General features: G+C 73.2%; 23 protein-coding genes. 5 read left to right on the top strand and 18 right to left on the bottom strand.

The annotated features are described in order from the left end of the window. Nucleotides 1–7 precede the first annotated feature (7 nt). From trpC to hisI, 6 genes are all read right to left on the bottom strand, one after another. Nucleotides 8–817: an indole-3-glycerol phosphate synthase TrpC gene (trpC, locus tag O7595_RS25655; protein ID WP_269730969.1), complete on the bottom strand. Its 810-nt coding sequence runs from the start codon at nt 815–817 to the stop codon at nt 8–10. Nucleotides 818–943: 126 nt separating this feature from the next. After that, nucleotides 944–1,486 (bottom strand): DUF2752 domain-containing protein, encoded by a 543-nt coding sequence (locus tag O7595_RS25650; protein WP_269730968.1) that lies wholly within the window; start codon nt 1,484–1,486, stop codon nt 944–946. A gap of 77 nt (nt 1,487–1,563) precedes the next feature. Continuing rightward, nucleotides 1,564–1,824 carry an HGxxPAAW family protein gene (locus tag O7595_RS25645; RefSeq protein ID WP_138055879.1) on the bottom strand — a complete coding sequence of 87 codons (261 nt, stop codon included), beginning with the start codon at nt 1,822–1,824 and terminating at the stop codon, nt 1,564–1,566. Between the two features lie 116 nt (nt 1,825–1,940). Next, on the bottom strand, nt 1,941–2,606 hold the full coding sequence (locus O7595_RS25640; protein WP_443071725.1) for a TIGR02234 family membrane protein: 666 nt from the start codon (nt 2,604–2,606) through the stop codon (nt 1,941–1,943). Then, a complete protein-coding gene (locus O7595_RS25635) occupies nt 2,606–4,126 on the bottom strand; it encodes an anthranilate synthase component I (RefSeq protein ID WP_269730966.1) in 1,521 nt (506 codons plus the stop codon). The genes O7595_RS25640 and O7595_RS25635 overlap by 1 nt, the downstream gene beginning before the upstream one ends. Nucleotides 4,127–4,137: 11 nt before the next feature. Beyond that, on the bottom strand, nt 4,138–4,497 hold the full coding sequence (hisI, locus tag O7595_RS25630; protein ID WP_269730965.1) for a phosphoribosyl-AMP cyclohydrolase: 360 nt from the start codon (nt 4,495–4,497) through the stop codon (nt 4,138–4,140). A gap of 84 nt (nt 4,498–4,581) precedes the next feature. Here hisI and O7595_RS25625 point away from each other — a divergent pair, with 84 nt between their 5' ends. Then, nucleotides 4,582–5,214, top strand: a complete 633-nt coding sequence (locus O7595_RS25625) for a TIGR03085 family metal-binding protein (RefSeq protein WP_269730964.1) — start codon at nt 4,582–4,584, stop codon at nt 5,212–5,214. Between the two features lie 152 nt (nt 5,215–5,366). Here O7595_RS25625 and O7595_RS25620 read toward each other — a convergent pair whose 3' ends face one another. The 9 genes from O7595_RS25620 to hisD all read right to left on the bottom strand — a co-directional run bounded on the left by O7595_RS25620 (nt 5,367) and on the right by hisD (nt 12,458). Beyond that, a complete protein-coding gene (locus O7595_RS25620; protein WP_269730963.1) occupies nt 5,367–6,575 on the bottom strand; it encodes a serine hydrolase domain-containing protein in 1,209 nt (402 codons plus the stop codon). A gap of 94 nt (nt 6,576–6,669) precedes the next feature. Next, nucleotides 6,670–7,440, bottom strand: a complete 771-nt coding sequence (gene hisF / locus O7595_RS25615; protein ID WP_269730962.1) for an imidazole glycerol phosphate synthase subunit HisF — start codon at nt 7,438–7,440, stop codon at nt 6,670–6,672. Continuing rightward, nucleotides 7,437–7,835: a Rid family hydrolase gene (locus tag O7595_RS25610; RefSeq protein WP_269730961.1), complete on the bottom strand. Its 399-nt coding sequence runs from the start codon at nt 7,833–7,835 to the stop codon at nt 7,437–7,439. Before O7595_RS25610 ends, hisF begins: the two co-directional genes overlap by 4 nt. Then, nucleotides 7,832–8,560, bottom strand: a complete 729-nt coding sequence (gene priA / locus O7595_RS25605) for a bifunctional 1-(5-phosphoribosyl)-5-((5-phosphoribosylamino)methylideneamino)imidazole-4-carboxamide isomerase/phosphoribosylanthranilate isomerase PriA (RefSeq protein WP_269730960.1) — start codon at nt 8,558–8,560, stop codon at nt 7,832–7,834. The genes O7595_RS25610 and priA overlap by 4 nt, the downstream gene beginning before the upstream one ends. 2 nt (nt 8,561–8,562) lie before the next feature. Next, the gene (gene hisH, locus O7595_RS25600; RefSeq protein WP_269730959.1) at nt 8,563–9,204 is read right to left on the bottom strand and encodes an imidazole glycerol phosphate synthase subunit HisH; all 642 of its coding nucleotides are present in this window, start codon (nt 9,202–9,204) and stop codon (nt 8,563–8,565) included. After that, the gene (locus tag O7595_RS25595; protein WP_269730958.1) at nt 9,201–9,365 is read right to left on the bottom strand and encodes a hypothetical protein; all 165 of its coding nucleotides are present in this window, start codon (nt 9,363–9,365) and stop codon (nt 9,201–9,203) included. Before O7595_RS25595 ends, hisH begins: the two co-directional genes overlap by 4 nt. Nucleotides 9,366–9,367: 2 nt before the next feature. After that, nucleotides 9,368–9,961, bottom strand: coding sequence for an imidazoleglycerol-phosphate dehydratase HisB (hisB, locus tag O7595_RS25590; protein ID WP_269730957.1), 594 nt, complete (start codon nt 9,959–9,961; stop codon nt 9,368–9,370). Then, nucleotides 9,958–11,127, bottom strand: coding sequence for a histidinol-phosphate transaminase (locus tag O7595_RS25585; RefSeq protein WP_269730956.1), 1,170 nt, complete (start codon nt 11,125–11,127; stop codon nt 9,958–9,960). Before O7595_RS25585 ends, hisB begins: the two co-directional genes overlap by 4 nt. Continuing rightward, a complete protein-coding gene (gene hisD, locus O7595_RS25580; protein WP_269730955.1) occupies nt 11,124–12,458 on the bottom strand; it encodes a histidinol dehydrogenase in 1,335 nt (444 codons plus the stop codon). Before hisD ends, O7595_RS25585 begins: the two co-directional genes overlap by 4 nt. 248 nt (nt 12,459–12,706) lie before the next feature. Here hisD and O7595_RS25575 point away from each other — a divergent pair, with 248 nt between their 5' ends. The 4 genes from O7595_RS25575 to ybaK all read left to right on the top strand — a co-directional run bounded on the left by O7595_RS25575 (nt 12,707) and on the right by ybaK (nt 16,841). Then, on the top strand, nt 12,707–14,314 hold the full coding sequence (locus O7595_RS25575; RefSeq protein ID WP_269730954.1) for an oxidoreductase: 1,608 nt from the start codon (nt 12,707–12,709) through the stop codon (nt 14,312–14,314). A gap of 172 nt (nt 14,315–14,486) precedes the next feature. Beyond that, on the top strand, nt 14,487–15,563 hold the full coding sequence (locus O7595_RS25570; RefSeq protein WP_269730953.1) for a hypothetical protein: 1,077 nt from the start codon (nt 14,487–14,489) through the stop codon (nt 15,561–15,563). 5 nt (nt 15,564–15,568) lie between these two features. After that, entirely contained in the window at nt 15,569–16,309 is a 741-nt protein-coding gene (locus tag O7595_RS25565) for an LON peptidase substrate-binding domain-containing protein (protein ID WP_269730952.1), read from the top strand. Nucleotides 16,310–16,343: 34 nt separating this feature from the next. After that, entirely contained in the window at nt 16,344–16,841 is a 498-nt protein-coding gene (gene ybaK / locus O7595_RS25560) for a Cys-tRNA(Pro) deacylase (RefSeq protein WP_269730951.1), read from the top strand. Nucleotides 16,842–17,598: 757 nt separating this feature from the next. On the opposite strand, the gene O7595_RS25555 is transcribed toward ybaK, so the two are convergent. From O7595_RS25555 to O7595_RS25545, 3 genes are read right to left on the bottom strand one after another with little or no spacing between them, the layout of a single operon-like run. Next, entirely contained in the window at nt 17,599–18,222 is a 624-nt protein-coding gene (locus tag O7595_RS25555) for an ABC transporter permease (protein WP_269730950.1), read from the bottom strand. Nucleotides 18,223–18,270: 48 nt separating this feature from the next. After that, entirely contained in the window at nt 18,271–19,104 is an 834-nt protein-coding gene (locus O7595_RS25550; RefSeq protein ID WP_269730949.1) for an ABC transporter permease, read from the bottom strand. 55 nt (nt 19,105–19,159) lie between these two features. Continuing rightward, nucleotides 19,160–20,134 carry an ABC transporter ATP-binding protein gene (locus O7595_RS25545; RefSeq protein ID WP_269732623.1) on the bottom strand — a complete coding sequence of 325 codons (975 nt, stop codon included), beginning with the start codon at nt 20,132–20,134 and terminating at the stop codon, nt 19,160–19,162. Between the last annotated feature and the right edge of the window lie 2 nt (nt 20,135–20,136).

The raw sequence follows: 20,136 nt of genomic DNA, 5'->3' as shown, positions 1-20,136 counted from the left end.
GGGCGGGTCAGTCCCTCCCCTGCCGCAGGGCCGGGTGGGCACCCGCGGCGACCAGGTCGGCCACGGCGGCCTTCGGGTCCCGACCGGTGACCAGCGACTCCCCGACCAGCACCGCGTCGGCGCCGGCATTGGCGTACGCGATCAGGTCGTGGGGGCCGCGGATGCCTGACTCGGCGACCTTGACGATCCCCGCGGGCACCTCGGGGACGACCCGCTCGAACGTGGAACGGTCGACCTTGAGGGTCCTGAGGTCGCGCGCGTTGACACCGATGATCTTGGCTCCGGCGTCCACGGCCCGCTCGACCTCGTCCTCGTCGTGGACCTCGACGAGCGGTGTGAGCCCGATCGACTCGGCGCGCTCGATCAGGGAGACGAGGGCCTCCTGGTCGAGGGCGGCGACGATCAGCAGGGCCAGGTCGGCGCCGTACGCACGGGCCTCCCACAGCTGGTAGGACGTGACGATGAAGTCCTTGCGGAGGACGGGGACGTCCACCCGGGCGCGCACGGCTTCCAGGTCCTCGAGCGAGCCGCCGAAGCGGCGCTGCTCGGTGAGGACGGAGATGACGGCCGCGCCGCCCGCCTCGTAGTCGGCGGCCAGGCCGGCGGGGTCGGCGATCGCGGCGAGCGCGCCCTTGGAGGGGCTGGAGCGCTTCACCTCGCAGATGACCTTCACGGCGTCCCCGCGCAGCGCGGCGACGCCGTCCTTGGCCTGGGGCGCCTTGGCGGCACGCTCCTTGAGCTCGTCGAGGCTGACCCGCGCCTGCCGCTCTGCGAGGTCGGCGCGCACGCCTTCGATGATCTCGTCGAGCACACTCACGCGAGCGGCCCCCTTCCGGGAAGTTGATGATGGATCACTGTCGGCAATCCCGATGGTATCCGGATGCGGGCGATGGCTCCGCATCCGGTTGACGCCCCGTCCCACTACCTGGGATTTCTTCCTGGATCAGGGGGTGAGCCCCGAGCCGAACGGCAGGTTCCGGACAACCGTGAAGACGGCCAGGAGCGCGCCGAGACCCCACCACCACACGGGTTCCAGAGTGATTCGTACCGGTTTCGCACTGGCCGCGCGGACGAGCCACACGGCCCAGAACACGGCGAATACCAGGTATCCGGCGACGGCGAGGGCGTTGGCGCCGAAGGCCGTGCCCAGGTCGCCGTGGACGAAGGCATGGGCACTGCGCAGCCCGCCGCAGCCCGGGCAGTAGATCCCGGTGAACCGCAGCAGCGGGCAGACCGGGTAGTGGCCCGGCTCGTTCGGGTCGACGGCGCCCACGTAGGCGAAGGCCCCGGCGACGACGGCCATGGTGGCCAGCGGCGCCGCGAGGCGGCGACGCAGGGGCGGCGGCGCGGGGGGTGCCGGCGGCGGACCCTGGTCGTGCCGGGACACGGGTGCCGGCGCGGGTTCGTGTCCCGGCGCGGCGGCGGGGGACGGTCCCGCTTCGGCGGACGGTCCCGGTGCGGGGGTGGCGGCAGGCGTGGCTTCCACCCCGTGATTGTCCCCGGTCGTGCGCGGAGGCGCAGCCCGGGCTCGCCGGGCCGCGCCTTCGAGGGGGATCTCCGCGGTCAGGAGGCGGTCGCCTCGGCCGCCACCGGCTGCGCGGCCGGGGTACGGGCCGGGACGGGCACGGCCGCCTCCTTCTGCCCGAGGCCGGCGGCCTTCATCGCGACGCCGACGACACCGCCGAGGACGACGACGCCCATGCCGGCCCAGAACCCGAGCGGGTTTGCGGCCACCATGAAGACTCCCGCGATGCTGAAGCCGATGAAGGAGATGGTGACACCGGTCCAGGCGGCCGGGGTGTGTCCGTGGCTGCTGCCCGCCATGAAGTGCTCCTCGTTGGTGTTGCGCTGGGGGTGGGTCGGATGCTCCGTGCCCCATTGTCCCGTACCGGTGGGGCTGCCGGGACGTGGGGGTCGTCACTGATCGCGGAGGGAACGTCTCACCGGTCGCCGGTGGGGTCCTCACCGCGGTCGAGGGCCTTCCACAGCTCTTCGGGCCGGTCCGGGTCGGCGGCCGGGCGGGCCCCGCGCGGGACGCCGCCCTCGCGCTCGTAGCGCCCCGACATGGCGGGCCACGAGGAGCCGTACCGCAGGGCGAGCAGCCCGGCGGCCAGGATCAGCAGCCCGGCGACGGCGGTGACGTACGGCCAGGGCGTGTGGGTGAGGCCGTCGACGGCCGCGGCCGTGTCGCCGGTGGTCTGCCGGGCCTTCTCCTCGAGCGCAGCGCTGTCGGAGGCACCGAGGAAGGCGGCGGCCGCGGCCCCGGCCCCGCTCAGCGCGAGCAGGGCTGAGACGATCGCACGGCCCGCCCGGCGGACCGCGAAGACCGCGACCAGGGCGGCGAGGCCGACGACGGCGAGCGCCGCGGGGAGCCCGGTGACGTCACGGCCGTCGGCCTCGAGCGGCACGCTGCCGGCTCCGACGGCGGCCGTGCCCTCGGCCCAGGTCTGCCCGGAGGCGAGCAGCACCACGGCGGCGCCGAGGGCGCCGAGGAAGAGGGCCGCGGCGAGGCTGCGCCGGCCGCTCGAAGCGGCCGGGGCGGCCCCGGCCGTCCGCTCGGTCCCTCCGCTGGAGTGGGGTACGGGTACAGCAGTCACGTCCCCCACTATCCCTTACGCGTCCCGCCGCCGTTCAGCCGGTTCGCGGTGTGGACGGCCCGCAGCACCGCGGCCGCCTTGTTGCGGCACTCGGCGTCCTCGGCGGCCGGGTCCGAGTCCGCGACGATCCCCGCCCCGGCCTGCACATGGGCGGTGCCGTCGCGGAGCAGCGCGGTACGGATGGCGATCGCCGTGTCGGAGTCGCCGGCGAAGTCGAGGTAGCCGACCGCGCCGCCGTACAGCCCGCGCCGCGACGGCTCCAGTTCCTCGATGATCTGCATCGCGCGGGGTTTGGGGGCGCCGGAGAGCGTGCCCGCGGGGAAGCAGGCGGTGAGCACGTCGAAGGCGGTGCGGCCCTCGGCGACCCGGCCCGTCACCGTCGAGACGATGTGCATGACGTGCGAGTACTTCTCGATCGACATGAAGTCGACGACCTCGACGGAGCCCGGCTCGCAGACCCGGCCCAGGTCGTTGCGGCCGAGGTCGACGAGCATGAGGTGCTCGGCGCGCTCCTTGGGGTCGGCGAGCAGTTCGTCGGCGAGCGCCTGGTCCTCCTGCGGGGTCGAGCCGCGCGGGCGGGTGCCGGCGATGGGGTGCACCATGGCGCGTCCGTCCTCGACCTTGACCAGCGCCTCCGGGCTGGAGCCGACGACGTCGAACCCGCCCTCCTCGTGGGGGAAGCGCAGCAGGTACATGTACGGGCTGGGGTTGGTCGCCCGGAGCACCCGGTAGACGTCCAGGGCGCTCGCCTCGCAAGGGGTCTCGAACCGCTGCGACGGCACGACCTGGAAGGCCTCGCCCGCGCGGATGCGCTCCTTGACGTCCTCGACGGCGGCCCGGAACTGCTCACCGCTCCACATGGGTCCGGTGTACGGCGGCAATTCGGAGGCGGGGAGCGCGCGCGGCCGGCTCTCGACGGGCCGGGCCAGGTCGGCCTCCATGGCGTCGAGCCGGGCGACGGCGTCCGCGTACGCCTCGTCGACGCCGGTGTCGAGGTCGTTGTGGTTGATCGCGTTGGCGATCAGCAGCACGGAGCCGTCCCAGTGGTCGAGCACGGCGAGGTCGGAGGTGAGCAGCATGGTCAGCTCGGGGAGCCGCAGGTCGTCCCTGCCGTGCTCGCCGATCCGCTCCAGCCGGCGGACGATGTCGTAGCCGAGGTAGCCGACCATGCCGCCGGTGAAGGGCGGCATGCCCTCGTCGAGGTCCTGCCGGGGGGTGTGGAGGGTCTCGACGGTCGCCCGGAGGGCCTGGAGCGGGTCGCCGCCCGTGGGGACGCCCACGGGCGGGGTGCCGAGCCAGTGCGCCCGGCCGTCGCGGACGGTGAGGGTCGCGGCGGACCGCACGCCGACGAAGGAGTACCGGGACCAGGAGCGACCCCCTTCGGCGGACTCGAGGAGGAAGGTGCCGGGACGCTCGCCGGCGAGCTTGCGGTAGAGGCCGACCGGGGTGTCGCCGTCCGCGAGGAGGCGCCGGCTCACGGGGATGACGCGGCGGTCGGCCGCCAGCTTGCGGAACGTCTCGAGATCCATGACGTACGACCCTACTGGCCCAGGGCGAGCACGTCGGCGTCGAAGCAGGTGCGGTCTCCGGTGTGACAGGCGGCCCCGATCTGGTCGACCTTCACGAGGACGGTGTCGGCGTCGCAGTCGAGAGCGACCGCCTTGACGTGCTGGACGTGGCCGGAGGTGTCCCCCTTGACCCAGTACTCCCGACGGCTGCGGGACCAGTAGGTGGCTCGCCCCGTGGTGAGGGTGCGGTGCAACGCCTCGTCGTCCATCCAGCCGAGCATCAGCACCTCACCTGTGTCGTACTGCTGGGCGATGGCCGGGACCAGGCCGTCCGCGCTGCGCTTGAGGCGGGCGGCGATGGCGGGGTCGAGTGCGCTGGGGGTGCTGGTCATGCCGCCATTGTGCCGCGCCCTCGGGGGCGTGACGGGCGTGCGTCCACTGGGCGGACGCGGCGCCCCGGTCGTAGGCTGGCCGCCATGTCGACCCATGCGAAGCGCGAACGACTTCTGCTCGCCGATCTGCTGGAGGCGGCCGGCCCGGACGCCCCGACGCTGTGCGAGGGGTGGAACACCCGGGACCTCGCGGCCCACGTCGTGGTGCGCGAGCGGCGGCCGGAGGCCGCGGGGATCGTGCTGGGCCCCCTGAGGAGCAGGCTGGACCGGGTGCAGGCCGAGTACGCGGCGAGGCCGTACGAGGAGCTGATCCGGCTGATCCGCACGGGTCCGCCGAGGATGTCGCCGTTCGCGATCAAGCCGGTGGACGAGGCGTCGAACACGGTCGAGTTCTATGTGCACGCCGAGGACGTGCGGCGGGCGCAGGCCGACTGGACGCCGCGGGAGCTGGACCCGGTGTTCGCGGACGCGCTCTGGTCCCGGCTGGAGAAGTCGGCCCGGCTGCTGGGCCGCAAGGCGCCGGTGGGGCTGGTGCTGCGGCGTCCGAACGGGCAGACGGCGGTGGCGCACCGCGGTGCTCCGGTGGTGACGGTGACCGGTGAGCCCGGCGAGCTGACCATGTACGCCTTCGGCCGGCAGGACGCGGCGCACGTGGAGGTCGAGGGCGACAAGGAGGCGGTCGACCGGGTCGGCAGGACGCAGCTGGGAATGGGCTGACTCCCGCCCGATCCGAGGCGGCCGTCGGGCCGTCCAGACGCCAGGCCGTGCAGCCGGCAGGTGGTCCAGACGCCAGGCCGTGCAGCCGTCGGATGGTCGGGGCGGGTCGGGCGGGACGCGGTGCCCGTCGCACCGGGTCGCCGCCCGCGCCCTCAGCGGCCTCCGGGGGCGGGGTGTCCGGGGGCCAGCGCCTCGGCGATCCCGTTCGCGATCGTCTGCGCCGTGTTGCCCTCCGGGGTGTCCTTGCCCTTGGTCGTCGCGACGGCGATCGCGAGCCGTTCGGCGGGGAGGTACGCCTGGACGGCCGCGTACCCGGAGAACGACGGGTTCGTCAGGATCCAGCCGTTCATGACGAGCACCCCGAGCCCGAAGTGCTCGGCGGCGGTGTTCCTCAGGCACACCGTGGCGGGGCAGGTCTTCGTCCCGCCGCCGAGCCCGACCGTGCCCGGGTCGAGCTGGGTCCGGAACGCGGCGGGCGACAGCAGTTCGCCCGTCCCGACCGCCTCCGCCGAGCGCGCCAGGTCGCAGACGTGGGTGGTCAGGACGGCCCCCGGCGCGGTGGTCCAGGAGGGATTCCAGAAGGTGGACTCCTCGTAGGGGCCCCGCTCCTTGGTGAAGGCGTGCAGCACCGGCGGCTGGATCTCGGGGGTGGACTCGTTGCGTGTGTCGGCGAGGCCGAGCGGGTTCATGACGCGCTGCCGCAGCAGTTCGTCGAGCGGTGTCCCGCTGATCTTCTCCAGGGCGGCGCCGAGCAGCACGAAGTTGGCGTGCGAGTAGTTCCAGTCGGTGCCCGGCTCGTACCAGAGGGGGTGGGCGGCCGGGTAGGCGACCAGTTGCTCCGGCGTCCAGTGCCGGAACGGTGCCGCCTCCAGCTCGGCGAGGAACTTCGGGTCGGTGACGTAGTCGTGGAGGCCCGAGGTGGAGCTGCCGAGCATGCGCAGGGTGATCTCGTCGGCGTGCGGGGCGTCGGGCAGCCAGCGGGACAGCGGGTCGTCGAGGCCGGCCTTCTTCTCGTCCACCAACTGCAGCAGGACGATGCCCATGTGGACGATGGCGACGGAGCCCGCGCGGAAGTGCATACCGGGCCGGGCGGGAACACCGGTCATCGACTCGCCGAGGCCCGCCGTGAGGATCTCCTCGCCGTCCCTGGTGACGCGCACCAGCACGGAGTTGAGGTGCTGCTCGGTCTTGACCCGCTGGGCGATGTTCAGCGCCTCCCGCCCTTCCCCGCCCCTGGGCGGCGGCGAGGCGACGCAGGGTCGCGCGGTGCCGGCGGCCCGTTCGGGGGCGGCGGCCGTCGCGGGGCTCGCGGCGACGAGCGTCGCCGCGAGAAGCAGCAGCACCGGACGGGACGGCCTCATAACGGCACTATGCGCGCGAATCCGTCACGCCGCCCGGTGGGCCCAGGAGCCGTCCACCCTTCGGACGGGCTGCCCGAAGGGTGGACCGGAACGCTCAGCGGACGGGGTGCCCCGCCTCGCGCAGCGACTCCTTGACCTGGGAGATCCGCAGATCACCGAAGTGGAACACGGACGCCGCGAGCACCGCGTCCGCACCGGCCGCGATGGCGGGGGCGAAGTCGCCGAGCTTGCCCGCACCGCCGGAGGCGATCACCGGGACCGTGACGTGCTTGCGGACGGCCTCGATCATCCGGGTGTCGTAGCCGTCCTTGGTGCCGTCCGCGTCCATCGAGTTGAGCAGGATCTCCCCCGCGCCCAGCTCGGCGGCGCGGTGGGCCCACTCGACGGCGTCGATGCCGGTGCCGCGCCGTCCGCCGTGGGTGGTGACCTCGTAGCCGGACGGTGTGACGGTGCCCTCCGGGGTGCGGCGGGCGTCGACGGACAGCACCAGCACCTGGCGCCCGAAGCGCTCGGCGATCTCACGGATCAGCTCGGGCCGGGCGATGGCGGCGGTGTTGACGCCGACCTTGTCGGCCCCGGCCCGCAGCAGCTTGTCGACGTCGTCCGCGGAGCGGACCCCGCCGCCGACCGTGAGCGGGATGAAGACCTGCTCGGCGGTGCGGCGCACGACGTCGTACGTGGTCTCCCTGTCCCCGGAGGAAGCCGTGATGTCGAGGAAGGTGAGCTCGTCGGCGCCCTCCGCGTCGTACAGCTTGGCCATCTCGACGGGGTCGCCGGCGTCGCGCAGGTTCTGGAAGTTCACGCCTTTGACGACGCGGCCGTTGTCCACGTCGAGGCAGGGGATGACCCGGACGGCGAGGGTCATGCGCTCTCCCTCCGGTACGCCTCGACCTCGACCTCGACGACCAGCCGCGGGTCGACGAATCCGGAGACGATGAGCATCGAGGCCGCCGGGCGCACGCCGCCGAACATCTCCTTGTGGGCCCGGCCCACCTCGTCGACGTCCCGGGCGTGCGTGATGTACATCCGGGTGCGCACGACGTGCTCACTGCCCAGACCCAGTTCCTTCAGCGCGGCCAGGGCCGCGTTGAAGGCGTTGACGGCCTGGTCGTACGGGCCGCCGTCGACGACCACGCCGTCGACGACCGACGTGCAGCCGGACACCAGCACCAGGCCGTTCGGCAGCTCGACCGCGCGGGAGTAGCCGAAGGCGTCCTCCCAGGGGCCGGCGGAACCGACGCGTCGGATGTCGTCGCTCACCGGGACACCGCCTCCAGGGCCTCTTCCAGGGTGAACGCCTCGGCGTACAGCGCCTTGCCGACGATCGCGCCCTCGACGCCGATCGGGACGAGCCCGGCGAGCGCGCGCAGGTCGTCGAGGGAGGAGACGCCGCCGGAGGCGACGACCGGCTTGTCGGTGGCGGCGCAGACGTTGCGCAGCAGCTCCAGGTTGGGGCCCTGGAGCGTGCCGTCCTTGGCGATGTCGGTCACGACGTACCGGGCGCAGCCCTCGGAGTCGAGCCGGGCCAGGGTCTCGTAGAGGTCGCCGCCGTCACGGGTCCAGCCGCGGCCGCGCAGGGTCGTGCCCCGTACGTCCAGGCCGACCGCGATCCTGTCGCCGTACTCGGCGATGACCTTGGCGACCCACTCGGGGGTCTCCAGTGCGGCGGTGCCGAGGTTGACGCGGGTGCAGCCGGTGGCGAGGGCGGCGGCGAGCGAGGCGTCGTCGCGGATCCCGCCGGACAGCTCGACCTTGAGGTCCATGGCACCGGCCACCTCGGCGACCAGCTCCCGGTTGTCGCCGGTGCCGAAGGCGGCGTCCAGATCGACCAGATGCAGCCACTCGGCGCCCGCCCGCTGCCAGGTGAGGGCGGCCTCCAGCGGGGATCCGTAGGAGGTCTCCGTGCCGGACTCGCCGTGGACGAGGCGGACGGCCTGGCCGTTGCGGACGTCGACGGCGGGGAGGAGTTCAAGCTTCTGAGCCATGATCAGAGGGTCTCGATCCAGTTGGTGAGCAGCTGGGCGCCGGCGTCGCCGGACTTCTCGGGGTGGAACTGGGTGGCCCACAGGGCGCCGTTCTCGACGGCCGCGACGAAGGGCTCGCCGTGCGTCGCCCAAGTGACCTTCGGGACGGCCATGGCCGCGCTGGTCACCTCGAAGTCCCATTCGCGCACGGCGTAGGAGTGCACGAAGTAGAAGCGGGCGTCGGCGTCGAGGCCGGCGAACATCTCCGAGTCCTCGGGCGCCTTGACGGTGTTCCAGCCCATGTGCGGCACGACCGGGGCGTTCAGCGGCCCTACGACCCCGGGCCACTCGTCGAGGCCTTCGGTCTCGACGCCGTGCTCGATGCCGCGCTCGAAGAGGATCTGCATGCCGACGCAGATGCCCATGACGGGGCGGCCTCCGGAGAGCCTGCGGTCGACGACCCAGTGGCCACGGGCCTCCCGCAGCCCCGTCATGCACGCGGAGAAGGCACCGACGCCCGGCACGAGCAGCCCGTCGGCGTTCATCGCCCGGTCGAAGTCGCGGGTGATCTCAACGTCCGCGCCGACGCGTGCGAGGGCCCGCTCGGCGGACCGTACGTTGCCGAAGCCGTAGTCGAAGACGACGACGTTCTTCCGTCCGCTCATGACCACACGTCCAGTCGCAGGACGCCGGCGGCGAGGCACATGGCGGCGCCGACGGACAGCAGCGCGATCAGGCCCTTGGGCATCTGCTGCTTGGCGAAGGAGATGATGCCGCCGATCAGGAAGAGCCCGACGACGATCAGAACCGTGGAAAGACCGTTCACGACTAGAGGGCACCCTTCGTGGACGGCAGGATTCCGGCTGCGCGCGGGTCGCGCTCCGAGGCGTAGCGCAGCGCCCGCGCCAGCGCCTTGAACTGGCACTCCACGATGTGGTGGGCGTTGCGTCCGTACGGCACGTGGACGTGCAGCGCGATCTGCGCCTGGGCCACGAAGGACTCCAGGATGTGCCGGGTCATCGTGGTGTCGTACGCGCCGATCATCGGCGCCATGTTCTCCGGCTCGGTGTGCACGAGGTACGGGCGGCCGGAGAGGTCGACGGTCGCCTGGGCGAGCGACTCGTCCAGCGGCACGGTGCAGTTGCCGAAGCGGTAGATGCCGACCTTGTCGCCGAGGGCCTGCTTGAAGGCGGCACCCAGCGCCAGGGCGGTGTCCTCGATGGTGTGGTGACTGTCGATGTGCAGATCGCCGTCGGTCTTGACGGTCAGGTCGAACAGACCGTGGCGGCCCAGCTGGTCGAGCATGTGGTCGTAGAAGCCGACCCCGGTCGCCACATCGACCTTCCCGGTGCCGTCGAGATCGATCTCCACGACGACGGACGTCTCCTTGGTGGTGCGCTCGACGCGTCCTACCCGGCTCATCGCTTCTGCTCCTTCGGGGGTGTGGGGGTGTCCCCCACGGAACTCTTCAGTGCGCGCACCGCATCGAGGAACGCGTCGTTCTCTTCGGGGGTGCCGGCGGTCACCCGCAGCCGGCCCGGTACGCCGTTGTCCCGGACCAGTACGCCCCGGTCGAGGATCTTTCGCCACGCGGCATGGGCACCGCCCTCGCCGTCGAACCGCCCGAACTGCACGAAGTTGGCGTCGGAGTCGGTCACCTCGAAGCCGATGGCGCGCAGCCCGTCGACCAGCCGGTCCCGCTCGTCCTTGAGCTTCTCGACGTACTTCAGCAGCGTGTCGGTGTGCTCCAGGGCGGCCAGGGCGGTGGCCTGGGTGACGGCAGAGAGGTGGTACGGGAGGCGTACCAGCTGCAGGGCGTCGACCACGGCGCGGTGCGCGGCGAGGTAGCCGAGGCGCAGTCCCGCGGCGCCGAAAGCCTTGGACATGGTGCGCGAGACGACGAGGTTCGGCCGGCCCTCGAGCAGCGGGAGCAGTGAGGGCCGGTGGCTGAACTCGACGTACGCCTCGTCCACGACGACGAGCGCCCCCGCGCCGTCCGCCCTGGCCTTCTGGGCGGCCTCGTGGAGCGCGAGGACCGTCTCCGGTGCGACGGCGGTGCCGGTGGGGTTGTTGGGTGAGGTGATGAAGACGACGTCGGGCCGGTGCTCGGCGATCGCGCCGGCGGCCGCCTGTTCGTCGATGGTGAAGTCGTCGTTGCGCGGGCCGGAGATCCAGCCGGTGCCGGTGCCGCGCGCGATCAGCGCGTGCATCGAGTACGACGGCTCGAAGCCGATGGCGGTGCGCCCCGGCCCGCCGAAGGTCTGCAGCAGCTGCTGGATGACCTCGTTGGAGCCGTTGGCCGCCCAGACGTTCTCCAGGGCGACCGGGTGCTTCCCGGTGCGGGTGAGGTACCGGGCCAGTTCGGTGCGCAGTTCGACCGCGTCCCGGTCCGGGTAGCGGTTGAGGCCGCGCGCGGCCTCCCGCACCCGCTCGGCGATCCGTTCGACGAGCGGTTCGGGCAGTGGGTACGGGTTCTCGTTGGTGTTCAGCTGCACGGGCACGTCGAGTTGTGGCGCGCCGTACGGCGACTTGCCGCGCAGCTCCTCGCGGATGGGCAGATCGTCGATGCCGACGTCGGTCGTGCTCACTGGCTCGGGGGCACCTTCCAGTCGAACCTTGCCTTCACGGCGGCGCCGTGCGCCGGGAGGTCCTCGGCCTCGGCGAGGGTCACCACGTGGTGGGCGACGTCGGCGAGCGCCTCGCGCGTGTAGTCGACGATGTGGACGCCGCGCAGGAAGGACTGGACGGACAGGCCGGAGGAGTGGCAGGCGCAGCCGCCGGTCGGCAGCACGTGGTTGGACCCCGCGCAGTAGTCGCCGAGCGAGACCGGCGACCAGGGGCCGACGAAGATCGCGCCCGCGTTGCGCACCCGGTCGGCCACGGCGGCCGCGTCGGCGGTCTGGATCTCCAGGTGCTCGGCGCCGTAGGCGTCGACGACGCGCAGGCCCTCCTCGATGCCGTCGACGAGGACGATCGCGGACTGCTTCCCGGACAGGGCCGGGACGATCCGGTCCTCGATGTGCCTGGTCGCCGCGATCTGCGGCTCCAGCTCGCGCTCGACCGCGTCCGCGAGTCCGGGCGAGTCGGTGACCAGCACGGCGGCGGCCAGCGGGTCGTGCTCGGCCTGGCTGATCAGATCGGCCGCGACGTGAGCCGGGTCGGCGGTGGCGTCGGCGAGGATCGCGATCTCGGTGGGGCCGGCCTCGGTGTCGATGCCGATACGGCCCGTGAAGTAGCGCTTGGCGGCGGCGACCCAGACGTTTCCGGGACCGGTCACCATGTTCGCGGGCGCACACCCGTCCGGTCCCGAGGTGCCGTACGCGAACATCGCCACGGCCTGGGCGCCGCCCACGGCGTACACCTCGTCGGTGCCGAGCAGCGCGCAGGCGGCGAGGATCGTCGGGTGCGGAAGTCCGCCGAACTCCTTCTGCGGCGGGGAAGCGAGCGCGACGGACTCGACGCCGGCCTCCTGCGCGGGCACGGCGTTCATGATCACGGACGAGGGGTAGACCGAGCGGCCGCCCGGCGCGTACAGCCCGACCCGCTCGACCGGAACCCATTTCTCGGTCACCGTGCCACCGGGCACGACCCGGGTGGTGTGCGTCTCGCGGCGCTGGGCGCGGTGGACGGTCCTGGCCCGGCGGACGGACTCCTCCAGGGCGGCCCTGACCTCGGGGTCGAGCTGTTCGAGCGCCTCCACGAGGGCCTTCTCGGGCACTCGCACCCGGTCCAGGACCACGCCGTCGAACCTCTCCGCGTACTCGATCAGCGCCGCCGTCCCACGATGATGCACGTCCTCGCAGATGGGCCGCACCTTCTCCAGGGCGGCTTCCACGTCGAACTCGGCACGGGGCAGCAGGTCGCGCAGCGCGGCGCCCTCGGGGAGGGCGTCGCCGCGGAGGTCGATACGAGAGATCACGGGTCAATTCTCTCAGACGGGCTCCGCGGACCGGCCTTCCGTATCACTGGCTGATACACGCCCACCCGTAAGAGGGTCACGGGACGTGAACGGCGTCCTCCCCGTGGGACCCGGGGGCCCCGGGCGGCCGGTCCGCCCCGCACGGCACTGATGTCGGTCATGACCACTCGTGTTCAGTGCGTTACCCAGCGGGAAGAACGGCAGTACGAGACCGGGTAGGCGGACCGGGGGAAAGCGAGGGAGCGGCATTGACCGAGCCGCAGGGCGTCGACATGCCCAACGATCTCACCACGGCGGAACGCACGATGTGGACCTCGTTCGAGTACGGAATGACGTGCGATCTTCGCGAGGGCGATGCGCTGCTGAACGACCCCTTCTCCGAACTGGAGTGGGGCCCCGGGCGAAGCGTGCGCGCCGATGTGATCGCGCTGCTGCTGCTCAGCGGCCCACCGGCGCGTCCGGGGCGGGTCTGCGCGCTGAAGCTGCTGGGCGCCTACGTGACGGGGAGGCTCACGCTCGCGGGCGGCACCATCGCCCCGTACGTCGAGCTGACGGGGTGCCGTTTCGAGAGCGAGCTGACGCTGCCGGAGTCGCGGTTCACCACGCTTCGGCTGGTGGGGTGCGCGATGCCCCGGCTGGAGGCCGCCCGGCTGCACACCGAGGGCGATCTGCATCTTCCGCGCTGCCGCGTCGAGCAGGGGATACGGCTCACGGACGCGCAGATAGGCACCGATCTGCTGATCAACCAGATCCGGGTGCGGCCGGACCGGCACGGCAGGGCCATCACCGCGGACGGCCTGTCCGTGGGTCAGGATCTGCAGGCCGAGCTGATCGAGACGTACGGGGAGGTCAGTCTGCGCGGCGCGAAGGTCGGCGTGTCGCTGAGCCTGCGCGGAAGCCGGCTGCGGGCGGCCGAGGGCCGGCGCGCGCTGAACGCGCCCCAGCTGACGGTGGAACGCACTCTGTACCTGACGAGGGCGTGGGTGGACTGCGCGGGCGACCAGGGCGCCACTCCCCCGTTCGGCCTCTCCTTCGACGCCCCGGGCCGCCGGTCGGGCGCGCGGGAGCGGCGTTTCGAGTGCCACGGCGGCGTGCGGCTGGACGACGGCCGCTTCGGTGACGCCGTCGACCTCCACCACGCCCGGTTCGTGCTGTCGGGCGCGCGCCGGGAGGAACTGTCGCTGCGCCGGATCGTCACTCCGGAGCTGCGCTTCAACGGGGAGCGGCCGGAACAGGGGCGCGTGGTGCTGAACGGCGCGAAGGTCGTCACGCTCATCGACCACTCGACGAGCTGGCCGGGGCCGGGCGGGCTGGCGATGGGCGGGTTCGTCTACGAGAACCTCGTGCCCTACAGCCGCTTCCCGCTCTCGCGACGGCTGGAGTGGGTCGCCGCGGCCACTCCCGAGTACCAGCCGGAGCCGTACGAGCGGCTGGCGACCGTGCTGCGCAACAGCGGGGAGGACGCGGACGCCCGCGAGGTACTCCTCGCCAAGCAGCGCCGCCGCCGCGAGACACTGCCGCTCGCCGCGAAGCTCTGGGGCTACGTCCAGGACTGGACGGTGGCGTACGGCTACCGTCCGGGCCGCGCGGCACTGTGGATGGCGGTGCTCTGGGCCGCCGGCGCCGTGGCGTTCTCCCGCTACGCGCCCGACGCGATGAAGCCGGGCGAGCATCCCGAGTGGAACCCCTCGCTCTACGCCCTCGACCTGCTCCTGCCGGTGATCAACCTCGGTCAGGACGGCCACTGGCGGCTGGAGGGCCACTGGCAGTGGGTCGCCGCGGCGCTGGTGCTCCTGGGCTGGATACTCGCGACGACGGTGGCGGCGGGTGCGTCCCGGTTGCTGAGACGCAGCTGAGCGGGGCCGGCAACCGGGGCATGCGGGGGCGTCCGTGGAGGCGTCGAGCGCCCCTCATACGGCACGAATGCGCGCTCCTTTACGTTTTCTTGACCCGAGTCAGGACAACCATTCCACCTCCTACCAAAACTTCACAGATGCCCTCTGGCGCGACCCCGACCTGCAGCTTTCAATGGTCCGCACCATGTCTCTGCTGCGCGCCCTGATCAGCACCGCCCGCATGGTCCGGCACACCCCGCGGCTCGCCGACGGACTGCCCCCGGACGATGCGGTACTGCTCGACGCCCCGGACGGGGAGCTCGGGCCCGCGCTCGTGGCCGCCGCGCTCGGCGATCACGAACCGGCCGCCAAGCTGCTCGCCACCACCCGGGGAGCGGCCGAGTGGGAGAACCGCGACCGCTACGTCAAACGGCTCGCGGCGTTCGCGTACAGCAGGCCCGACTGGCTCGCCGGCTGGTTCGCCGCCTCGCCGCGCGACCCCGACGCCCTGCTCGTGAAGGCCGAACTCGAAGTCCGCAGGGCCTGGGAGTCGCCCGCGAGCGTCGAGCGGCTGCGCGAGGTGGGCCCACTCGTCCACGCCGCGGCCGAGGCCGATCCGCGCGACCCCGTGCCCTGGCGGTTGGCCCTGGACCACGCTCGCGGCACGCACGCCACGCACACCGCCTTCGAGGCACTGTGGGAGCAGGCGGTGCGCCGTTCCTCGCACCACTACGGCTGCCATGTCGCCGCGCTCCGCTACCTCTCGGCGGTCTGGCACGGCTCGCACCGGGAGTGCTTCGACTTCGCCGAGCGCGCGGCCGAGGACTCCCTGCCCGGCTCGCTGGTGCAGGCCCTGCCGGTGCGCGCCGCCCTGACGCTACTGCTCGCGGGAGCCGTCACGGCCGTACAGGCGGACCGGATCGACGCGGCCGCCGACCGGGCGGCGGAACTGTCCGCCCGGTACCGGCCCGGCGATCACTGGCCCGCCGAGGTCCGCAACCTCCTCGTGTACGTGCTGATCGCGCGGGGCCGCTGGAACGAGGCGCTGGAGCAGTTCCGCGCGATCGGCCCCTACGCCACGTCGTTCCCGTGGAACCAGGTGACGGACGATCCGCTGGGCCAGTTCCTGGAGGCGCGGGACGGGGTCCGGATCGAAGTGGCGTCCTCGACTCCGATCCGCGGCGGGCGGCGGATCCGCTCCGCCGGCACGGCCGTTGCCGGCCAGGGACGGGCGGCCGGACGCGCCGTGCCCGGCGACCACTACGCTTGACCGCTGTGACCACCGCTCGCCTGCCTCTCTTCCCGCTCAACGCGGTGCTTTTCCCCGGCCTCGTGCTGCCGCTGAACGTCTTCGAGGAGCGCTATCGCGCCATGATGCGCGAGCTGTTGAAGACCGACGAGTCCGAGCCGCGCCGGTTCGCCGTGGTCGCCATCCGCGACGGCCGCGAGGTCGCTCCGACCGCGCCCGGGATGCCCGACCAGACCGCCCAGCCCGAGAAGGGCCCCGCCGCGGGCTTCGGCCCGGACCCGATCCAGGCGTTCCACCGCGTCGGCTGCATCGCGGACGCCGCGACGATCCGGGAACGCGCCGACGGCAGCTTCGAGGTGCTGGCCACCGGCACGACCCGGGTCAAGCTGCTCTCGGTCGACGCGAGCGGACCGTTTCTGACGGCCGAACTCGAGGAGATCCCGGAGGAGTCGGGGGAGGGCGCGGGCACGCTCGCCGAAGGCGTGCTGCGGGCGTTCCGCAACTATCAGAAGCGGCTGGCCGGGGCCCGGGAGCGCTCGCTGTCGACGGCCTCGGAGCTTCCGGACGAGCCGTCGGTGGTCTCGTACCTGGTCGCCGCCGCCGCCGTGCTCGACACGCCGTCGAAGCAGAAGCTGCTGCAGGCTCCGGACACGGCGACCCGGCTGCGCGAGGAGCTGAAGCTGCTGCGGTCCGAGACCGCGGTGATACGTCATCTGCCGTCGTTGCCCGCGGTCGATCTGACCCGCTCGCCGACGAGCCCGAACTGAGCCGGACCGACCGGGGCGAGGGAGTAGCAGGACCGTGGCGAAGAAGGCCAGGAAGCAGCAGGGCGGTACGCCGGCGACGGTGGCCCTGACGGCCGCGGGCACGGCGTTCACCGTGCACGCGTACGCACACGACCCGGCGTCCCCGTCGTACGGGGAGGAGGCGGCGCAGGCACTGGGCGTGGCGCCGGAGCGGGTCTTCAAGACGCTCGTCGCCGACGTGGACGGCGAGCTGACGGTCGCCGTCGTACCGGTCGCCGGGCAGCTGGACCTCAAGGCGCTGGCCGCGGCGGTCGGCGGCAAGCGCGCGTCGATGGCCGACCCGGTGGCGGCGGAGCGCACCACGGGCTACGTCCGGGGCGGCATCTCCCCGCTGGGCCAGCGCAGGCGTCTGCCCACGGTGCTGGACGCCTCAGCCGCCGCGCACCCGACGATCTGCGTCTCCGCGGGCCGGCGCGGGCTCGAGGTGGAGCTGTCCCCCGCGGACCTGGCCTCGCTGACGAACGCCGTCCTGGCACCGATCGGGCGCGTGTAGCGTCCCCGGCGCACCGCCCGCGGCCTCCCGACGCCCGGGGCACGCCGGGCTGCCCCGCCCACGCCGCCCTCGGTCCCCCGGTGCGCGGACCCGCTCAGCGCCTCCGCGCAGGGCGTCCACGCACCGCACGCCCGCTCGACTTCCTGCGCGTCCTCGGCTACGACCGAAGGACATGCCGACCCGAGGGGGTGCCTGTGTCCAAGCGCACGCGCAAGCGGAAGTGGCGGCTGAGGAAGCGCCGGGCGAATCACGGCCGCCGGCCGGCCTGACGAGGGACCGTCGCCGTCCCGCCCCTCCGGGCGCGCGGCGGCGACGGCAGGTGCGGTGACCGCAAACGTCTGGCGGGAAGCTCGCGGCGTCCGGTGCGCGGGGTCTCTCCCGGACCTCCGGGCCGAGGGAGAGCGAGGCGGAGGGTCCCCTCGTACCGGGCGTATCGGGCGACTCCGACAACGCTGCGAGGTGCCGTGCCCGTGCAGGGCGTCGCGAGCAGCTGAACCTTCCGGTCACAGCACTGACCGTGCGGATGCCGCGACCGCTCCTCCCGAACGCCACGGCCTCCGGTACGGGCGCCGGCCCGCCCGGCGGGGACTCCGGCCTTCTCCCGTCCGCCCGGCGCCTGGAGTGCGGCGCACCACGTCCTCGCCGCGGGCCGAGGTGACGCGTACGGCCGCCGCGCGCGGTCTGCGGGCATCCCCCGCCGACGGTCGTCGGCGGGGTAGGCAGCGGGTGTGGGCCCACCCCGGTGCTCCGGGGAGGCTCAGCGCTGGTGTTCCGGGCCCAGCGGGGGCCACTCCGGCTCGGGGTCGCGCGGGGCGAAGAGGGCCGTGAGCGCGAGATGCACGACCATCGCCGTGATGGGCCAGGCCAGCAGCGCGCCCTTCGCGCGGAGACGGAGGGGCGCGTCGAAGACGACGCCCTGACCGACCGCGCGGGCGTGGGCGACGACGTCCTGCTCGGGTCCGAGCAGATAGCCCGTGCCCCAGGCGAGAGCGGACGCGAGGACGCCGCCGAGGGCGAGTGCGGCGACGACCGCGATGCCCCCGCGACGGTTGAACCAGAAGGTGACCGCTGCGCTGAGCGCGCCGAAGCCGAGCGCCAGCAGGACGAACGTACCGTCCGCGCCCGCCGCCTCCTCGCCCTCGGTGTCCGCGAAGAAGACCGCCTTGTCGGTCGAGATCAGCGGGACCTTCGGAGCCAGCCACAGCCACAGCAGACCGAGCACGATCCCGGCGAGCGTCACGCCCACCAGGACGACCGCCGCCCGGCGCAGTTCGCTCCTCATCTCCAGCCCTTCTCCGTCCGGGTGCCGCGCGGGGTTCGGGTGGTTCCAGGACGAGTCGTGCGGGGCGGGCCGGTGGGGCGGCGTCAGGGGTGCTGTCACCCTGACATCGTGCCAAACGTCCCTGTGGCCCGCCTCACCGGCCGCGACTCAGCGGACCGCGGCCCGCCGGTACGCCCAGGTCGCGACGGCCAGCGAGACCACGCCCACGGCCGCACAGACCGCGAGGTCCAGCGCGACCGTCGGCCAGTGCGGACGGAAGTCGAACGTACGAGCGAGAGCCTCGACTCCGTACGTGGACGGCAGCAGGTCCCGCGCGAAGGCGATCGGCCCGGGCAGCCGCCCCGCCGGGAGCACCCCCAGCAGCAGGGCCGCCGACATGCCCAACTGGCCGAGGAGCGTCGCCAGTTCCTGGCGTGGCGCGAGCAGCCCGAGCGCCGCGCCCAGCCCGGCCAGCGCGGCGCCCGCGAGCGGGATCACCGCCGCCAGTACCCACAGATGGGTGAGCGGCAACCCGAACAGCACCGAGCCGGCGACCGCCGTCACGACCGTTCCCGGCACGGTGAACGAGGCGTAGGCTCCCGCCGCCCCGAGCACCACCGCCGCCGGGGGCACCGGCAGCGTCGCGTAGTGGTCCAGACCACCGGAGGCACGAAGCTGGCCGAAGTACTGGGCCAGCAGATTGAGCGCGACGAAGGCCACGACCAGGACGGACGACCCGGCGACCACGGCCCGCGCCTCAGCCCCGCCGTCGACCACCCCGCGCATCAGCACCATGATCCCGACGGACTGGAACGTGGCGACGAACAGAAGCGGTATCCGCGCGACACGGGCCCGGGACAGCTGGGCCCGGTACACCGCCGCGAGCGCCGGCAGCAGTCGGGCGCGCGGGGCGAGGGGCGCGGCACCCCCTTCGTCGCCGGATCGGGCGCCGTACGCCCCCCGCGCACGCGCGGACACGGCCTCCGCAGGCACGATGCTCACCTGGCGCTGCTCCTGTTCGGTACGGACGACGTCGGTGCGGGCGACGGCTCACGTCTCACGCCTTCACCAGCCCTTTCGTCGCATGGCCGCCGAGCGCGAGATACACGTCCTCCAGGCTCGGCGTGGCCAGGGTGAAGTCGTCGAGGGCCGAGAACGCCTCGCCACCGGTCACGGCGGCCACGGCCGCGCGGGCCTCGTCCGGGGCGAGCCGGAGGACCCAGCGGCGCCCGGACTCCTGGGCGGACGGACGGAGCGCGGCGACCTCGGGCACGTCGAGCGGGGCCCGCTCGCGCCAGACCAGTTCCACCCGGACCTCGCCGGCGACGCGCTCCTTGAGCCCGGCGGGCGTGTCGCAGGCGATCACCCTTCCCCGCTCCAGCACGGCGACCCGGTCGAGGACGGTCTCCGCCTCGATGACGTTGTGGGTGACGAGGAGGACGGTCACCTCGTGCTCGGCTCGCCGGCGGTCGACCGCGGCCCAGACCGCCCGCCGCGCGACCGGGTCCATCCCGGTGGTGGGCTCGTCCAGCACCAGTACCGGACGCTCCCCCACCAGAGTGGCGGCGAAGCAGGCGAGCCGCCGCTGCCCGCCGGAGAGCTTCTTCAGGGGCCGCCCCGCGAGGCCGGTCAGGCCCAGCTCCTCCAGGACCGTGTCACGTTCGGCGCGCGCCTGCCGCGCCGCGAGCCCGCGCAGCCGGCCCGTGGTCTCGGCGGCGAGGGCGACGGTCAGCTCGTCGAGGGCGGTGGACTCCTGGCCGAGGTAGCCGATGAGCCGCGACGCCCGCTCGGGGTGGCGTACGAGATCGTGGCCCAGCACCTCGACGGTGCCGGAGTCCGGGCGCATCAGGCCGGTCAGCTGCCGGACGAGGGTCGACTTGCCGGCGCCGTTGGGGCCGAGCAGCCCGAAGATCTCTCCCCGCCCCACGTCGAGGCCGATCCCGTCGTTGGCACGCACCTCGGGGGTCGCGGGAACCCCCCGCCGGGCACGCGCGGCGGGGTACGTCTTGACCAGATCCCGCACCGCGCACACCG

Origin of the sequence: Streptomyces sp. WMMC940 (genome assembly GCF_027460265.1) — a bacterium.
In the GTDB taxonomy this organism is placed as follows: Bacteria; Actinomycetota; Actinomycetes; order Streptomycetales; family Streptomycetaceae; genus Streptomyces.
The sequence above is the reverse complement of the archived record's forward strand: the minus strand, read 5'-3'. Positions and strand labels throughout refer to the sequence as shown.